This window comes from Microcoleus sp. BM001215392, assembly GCF_036700185.1.
GTDB lineage: Bacteria > Cyanobacteriota > Cyanobacteriia > Cyanobacteriales > Microcoleaceae > Microcoleus.
In genome coordinates this window covers 2,651-8,445 of sequence record NZ_JAUBOJ010000346.1, presented here as the reverse complement: position 1 = coordinate 8,445, position 5,795 = coordinate 2,651, and the positions used below count along the sequence as shown (strand labels likewise).

Annotated in this window: 8 protein-coding genes; all 8 read left to right on the top strand. The window is 45.3% G+C overall.

Going from position 1 to position 5,795, the window contains the following annotated elements:
- Nucleotides 1-260 precede the first annotated feature (260 nt).
- Entirely contained in the window at nucleotides 261-1,049 is a 789-nt protein-coding gene (locus QT974_RS27135) for a DUF4058 family protein (RefSeq protein ID WP_333471512.1), read from the top strand.
- Between the two features lie 30 nt (nucleotides 1,050-1,079).
- On the top strand, nucleotides 1,080-1,868 hold the full coding sequence (locus QT974_RS27130) for a DUF4058 family protein (protein WP_333471511.1): 789 nt from the start codon (nucleotides 1,080-1,082) through the stop codon (nucleotides 1,866-1,868).
- 30 nt (nucleotides 1,869-1,898) lie between these two features.
- Nucleotides 1,899-2,684: a DUF4058 family protein gene (locus QT974_RS27125; protein ID WP_333471510.1), complete on the top strand. Its 786-nt coding sequence runs from the start codon at nucleotides 1,899-1,901 to the stop codon at nucleotides 2,682-2,684.
- A gap of 30 nt (nucleotides 2,685-2,714) precedes the next feature.
- Nucleotides 2,715-3,050, top strand: a complete 336-nt coding sequence (locus QT974_RS34845; RefSeq protein ID WP_442933217.1) for a DUF4058 family protein — start codon at nucleotides 2,715-2,717, stop codon at nucleotides 3,048-3,050.
- Nucleotides 3,051-3,068: 18 nt separating this feature from the next.
- A complete protein-coding gene (locus QT974_RS27115; protein ID WP_333471509.1) occupies nucleotides 3,069-3,287 on the top strand; it encodes a DUF3285 domain-containing protein in 219 nt (72 codons plus the stop codon).
- Between the two features lie 208 nt (nucleotides 3,288-3,495).
- The gene (gene ybeY / locus QT974_RS27110) at nucleotides 3,496-4,020 is read left to right on the top strand and encodes an rRNA maturation RNase YbeY (protein ID WP_333471508.1); all 525 of its coding nucleotides are present in this window, start codon (nucleotides 3,496-3,498) and stop codon (nucleotides 4,018-4,020) included.
- 161 nt (nucleotides 4,021-4,181) lie between these two features.
- Nucleotides 4,182-4,694, top strand: coding sequence for a diacylglycerol kinase family protein (locus QT974_RS27105; RefSeq protein WP_333471507.1), 513 nt, complete (start codon nucleotides 4,182-4,184; stop codon nucleotides 4,692-4,694).
- Between the two features lie 320 nt (nucleotides 4,695-5,014).
- Nucleotides 5,015-5,602 carry an anthranilate synthase component II gene (locus QT974_RS27100; protein ID WP_333471506.1) on the top strand — a complete coding sequence of 196 codons (588 nt, stop codon included), beginning with the start codon at nucleotides 5,015-5,017 and terminating at the stop codon, nucleotides 5,600-5,602.
- The last annotated feature ends 193 nt before the right edge of the window (nucleotides 5,603-5,795 follow it).

Here is a 5,795-nt window from a genome sequence, read left to right as displayed (position 1 = left end):
ATATAAGTTATTAGTTATAATCCCATATTGACTGCGGTCATGCTTCGCCCCTACGAATATATTTACCTTGCACCAGATGCACCCAGTCCTTCTTTATTACAAACTTTTAAGAAGGACTGAAGTTCTCACTACAAACCGGGATCGAGACGCCCGTTTCACAGAATTCAGAAACCCGGTTTCTCGCCTACACCCGCGCCAACCGTGAAACTGTCCGAACAGTTGAGATTTTTGATAAGATGCAATAAACGGGAGGTACGATTATGCCTAATCCTTTTCCGGGGATGAATCCCTATTTAGAAAGTCCTGACTTTTGGCCCCAAGTACATCACTTGCTAATTAGTAGTATTTTTGAATCATTAGTGCCGCAGTTGCTCCCAAAGTATATCGTCGATATTGAAAAAAGAATTTATGAGCTTAGCGGGGATAATTCGCTATTAGTGGGGATTCCAGATGTCACCGTGCAGCGCTCTCCAAGTCAAACAAACCCTACTTCTTCTAATGTCGCAGTTGCCGCATCGCCTGTGACTGCTTTGAAAGTAAGACTGCCAGTACCTGTGGAATTTAGGGAAGCGTATTTAGAGGTGCGAAATACAGAAACTAGGGAAGTTGTGACAGTGATTGAAGTGCTGTCACCCGCCAACAAACGTCCTGGTAAAGGGCGAGAAATGTATGAAGAAAAGCGGGAAAAAGTGTTTGGTAGTCGCAGTCACCTGGTAGAGATTGACTTGCTGCGAAGTTACCAACCTCTACCAGTTTTTGGTAATGAGATTGAGGCAAGTTATCGAATTTTGGTAAGTCGGACTAATCAAAAGCCTTTGGCAGATTTGTACCTTTTCAATTTACCCGATATGATTCCTCAGTTTGCATTGCCTTTGCGCCCAGACGATGCGGAACCCATTGTAGATTTACAGGCTTTGTTGAATACAGTTTACGATCGCGCTGCCTATGATTTTAGAATCGATTATACTACCGAACCCGTGCCTGCGCTTGCCGAACCGGATGCTGTTTGGGCTGATGCTTGGTTGCGGGAGATGGGAGTGAGAGGTTGATGCTGTGGAAAATTTCAACAATATATTACTATGCCTAATCCATTTCCGGGGATGAATCCCTATTTAGAAAGTCCTGACTTTTGGCCAGAAGTTCATCATTTACTGATTAGTGCGATTAAAGAGTCGCTAACTCCGCAATTGCGCCCCAAATACCGCGTCGCGATTGAAAAGCGAATTTATGAAATCTCAGGTGAAAATTCTCTATTAGTCGGGATTCCTGATGTATCTATCCAACAAAAACGCTATCCCACAAATCCAGTATTATCTAATCTTGCTGTCGCTTCCAGAACAGTGGAACCTCTAAAAGTTAGAATCCCAGTGTCGGAAGAATTTCGGGAAGGATATTTAGAAGTCATCGACATGGCGACAAAGGAGGTTGTTACAGTTATTGAAGTGCTTTCACCTGCAAATAAACGTCGGGGGGAAGGTCGAGAAAAGTATGGTAGTAAGCGCAAAAAAATATTTGATAGCAGTACCAATTTAGTCGAAATAGACTTGTTGCGCGGTGGGGAACCTTTGCCAGTTTTGGGAGATTCCAATGAAAGCGACTGTCGCATTTTAGTCAGTCGCAGCAATCAACGTCCGATCGCAGATTTATACTTATTTAACCTTCCCGATCCAATTCCTGCTTTTCCCTTGCCTTTACGCCCCGAAGATGTAGAGCCTGTTTTGGATTTACAGGCGCTGATTAATCAAGTATACGATCGCGCAGGTTATGATTTTGAAATCGATTATACTGCCGAACCCATGCCTGCGCTTTCTGAAGCGGATGCTGCTTTGGCGGATGTTTTGTTGCGGGAGAGGGGAGTGAGAGGTTGATACTGTGGAAAATTTCAACAATATATTACTATGCCCAATCCATTTCCGGGGATGAATCCCTATTTAGAAAGTCCTGATTTTTGGCGGGCCGTTCACAATCGCTTGATAGTGGCGATCGCAGATTTTTTGACTCCGCAACTGCTACCTAAGTATTTAGTGGACATTGAACAAAGAATTTATCAAATCAGCGGGGAAGATGCTTTATTGGTCGGTATTCCCGATGTGGCGGTGCAGCGATCGCCAATTCAAGCAACTTCTAGCACTGGAAATGTGGCTGTTATGGCATCGCCTGTGACGGCTTTGAGAGTGAGAGTGCCTACAACAGTCGAAATCAGAGAAAGTTATTTGCAGGTAATCGAACAGGAAACTCGGAAAGTAGTTACAGTAATAGAACTGCTTTCACCGACAAACAAGCGCGGTAAAGGGCGGGAGATGTATGAGGAAAAGCGGGATAAGGTGTTCGCAGGGCGATCGCACTTAGTGGAAATTGACTTGCTGCGAATTTACCAACCTCTGCCTGTTTTTGGGAACGACATTGACGCAAGTTACCGGATTTTGGTGAGTCGGGGAGATTGTCGCCCTATGGCTGATTTGTATTTGTTTAATCTACCGGATGCAATTCCGGCTTTTCCTTTGCCTTTGCGGGGCGGCGATGTGGAACCAATTGTAGATTTACAAGGGTTATTAAATGGGGTTTACGATCGCGCTGCCTATGATTTTAGAATCGATTATACTGCCGAACCCGTACCTGCGCTTTCTGAAGCGGATGCTGTTTGGGCTGATTCTCTGTTGCGGGAGATGGGAGTGAGAAGTTGATGCTGTGGAAAATTTCAACAATATATTATTATGCCTAATCCATTTCCGGGGATGAATCCCTATTTAGAAAGTCCTGAATTTTGGCCGGAAGTACATAGTCGTTTGATAGTGGCGATTGCGGATGCTTTGGTTCCCCAACTAATGCCAAAATATCGAGTTGTTGACGATCGCGCCGCCTATGACTTTACCCTCCCTCGATTATACGGCTCAGTTAGTCCCTGCACTTTCAGAATCCGATGCTGCTTGGGCCGATTCTCTGCTGCGCGAAACCAGCCTCCTGCCATCGGAAAGCTAAAAAATTCTACACAAAACGTTACATATTTGTTAACATCGTGGCGAGTCTGTCCTCCGCAGCCTCTTTGTTAACCTTCTAAAATAACCGCTATGACTCAACCTCCCTCGACAACAACCTCCGAAGAGTCCGCCCCCGAAACCCCGATCGCCCCGATAAACAATGCACCTCCACCGAGTTATGTCAAGCTAGCGATGCGGAATATGGTTCGCAAGCGGGCGACTTCTCTGTTTCATTTTGCTTTGACGGCGGGTGGACTTTTGGGCGTACTCGTGGGTTTGGCTTTTCTCGATCGCTATTTCAACTCTTAGAATACCGATTGAAACCGCGTCGGTACACACACTCACGCACTCTAAGAGCGGGTTAAATACCGGGGGGTTCGATCCGATCGCGCGATCGACCCGTTGCAATCTTCAGCAGATTGTTGTAATCTCCCTGCTAAAAGCACTAACTCGATTAGCCCGCCCAATTTTCACTTATCAAAAAATTCAATACATCCCTTGACAAAAGAACCGAAAAATGCACATTGAGGTGAACGTCGAAGACTGTTATGGGCTCGCAGACGCTGACAACATCCGGGAGAATCAACCCAGCGGGGAGATTGTCGCCGAAACCTGGGAAAATTGGTTTAGCGTTTGGCTGGAAAACCAGCAAGCAGATGTGCCAGAAGCCCCGGGCTACGAAGTCAGCCTGCGTTTAACCGCCGATGCCGATATCCAAGCGCTCAACGCCCAGTACCGCCAACAAGATCGATCGACTGATGTACTAGCTTTCGCAGCTTTAGAGGTAAACTGTCCTCAGCTAGAGGAAATGCAGTTATCGGAACCTCTATACTTGGGTGATATCATCATCTCGATCGACACAGCGCAGCGACAAGCCCAGCAGCAAGGACATCCCCTAAAGACTGAACTAGCTTGGCTCGCATCCCACGGTTTTCTACATCTTTTGGGCTGGGATCACCCGGATGACGAGAGTCTGACTCAAATGCTCGATCGACAAGAAACACTGCTGCGGGCGATCGGACTTGAGATCCAAACAGCATAACTGACTTTGATGGTCACTTAACAAATCATGTCAAGCCAAACATAACTTTCTGAAATTACACCAAAACTTTAGTAAAAACTTAGGAAAGTTAATTAGACTTGATGAAGTAAATTTTCAATGTCTAGCTTTCGTTAATCTCTGTAACTTAAAGTTGGTTGTTTATGCCACTAGATCAACCGTCAATTTCATCAAACATCCCACCGTTTGCGATCGTGCCTCCAGATTCTGCCATGCCTACAGTCCACGAGCCGAAGAAAGCCTTGAAATACAAGCGAGAGTTGTCCTGGAAAATCGCCTCTAGCTTAGCTACAAGTTTTCGGTATGCTTGGGGTGGGCTAACCTATGCTTTTGAAACTCAGCGCAATTTTCGGATTCACACTGTTATAGGAACTTTGGCGATCGGACTAGGACTGTTTTTGCACCTCAAACCTGTAGAAATTTCAGTGATCGGTGTCACAATTGGTATAGTTTTAGCAATGGAATTGTTGAATACGGCGATCGAATCAGTGGTAGACTTGAGCGTCGGGCAATCTTACCACGAACTAGCCAAAATTGCCAAAGACTGCGCTGCCGGAGCCGTTCTGGTATCCGCAATGGCCGCGGCGATAGTCGCTGGTGCACTGCTACTTCCTCCGTTGTGGGAAGTGGTGCAAATTGCGATCGTCCTCCGTTAAGTAAATGAGTGGGAAAATACATAAGTATCTCCGAAGAGAGTGAAAGGAAGTGAAGCGCAGCATCAGCCCTTGGGGGAGGCTTCGCCAACAGCAATACACATTCTGTTACACAGCAAGGTTTATTCCCGCATATCTACTTAGTAACTTATGGGCCAGGCAAATTATAGGTTTTAGATGACCAATTTGAGATTTTTGGTTTTATTCCTACATATTGCAGCTATTTTTATCTTGGGCATCTATCTAAAATCTTCAAACTATTGCTTTTAGACAGCGACTCAATCTAAAATCTAAAATCTCCCACCTAAAATCTAACTTAACCCGTGATCATAGTCATCGATAACTACGACAGTTTTACATATAATTTGGTACAGTATCTAGGAGAACTCGGTACCCAGTTGCCCGTAGCAAAAGAAGTCCAAGTCTACCGCAATGACCAAATTTCGTTAGCAGACATTCGCCGATTGCAGCCGGCAGCAGTAGTAATTTCTCCTGGCCCGGGACGGCCGGAAGATGCAGGAATTTCTCTGGAATTAATCAAAGAATTAGGGCCGACTCTGCCAATTTTAGGCGTGTGTCTCGGACATCAAAGTATCGGTCAAGTATTCGGCGGCAAAATTGTTTCTGCACCAGTATTAATGCACGGCAAAACTTCTCAGGTAGAACACGCAGGAATCGGAGTTTTTGTAGGCGTGGAATCGCCGATGATTGCAACTCGCTATCATAGTTTGGTAATAGAAAAGCAGAGTTGTCCAGAAGTTTTGGAAGTTACGGCTTGGGTGGAAGATGGCACTATTATGGGCGTGCGGCATCGAGAATATCCACATATTGAAGGCGTACAGTTTCACCCGGAAAGTATTTTGACTACTTCGGGAAAGCAATTATTGCGGAATTTTTTGGAACGGCTTTAAGAAAAAGGAAGTTCGGCAACGGATTCTGTAGCGGATGTAGCGGATGTAGCGGATGTAACGAATTTAGTTTGAAGGAAGAAGGAAGTTCGGCAACGGATTCTGTAGCGGATGTAGCGGATGTAACGAATTTAGTTTGATGGAAGAAGGAAGTTCGGCAACGGATTCTGTAGCGGATGTAGCGGATGTAACGAAT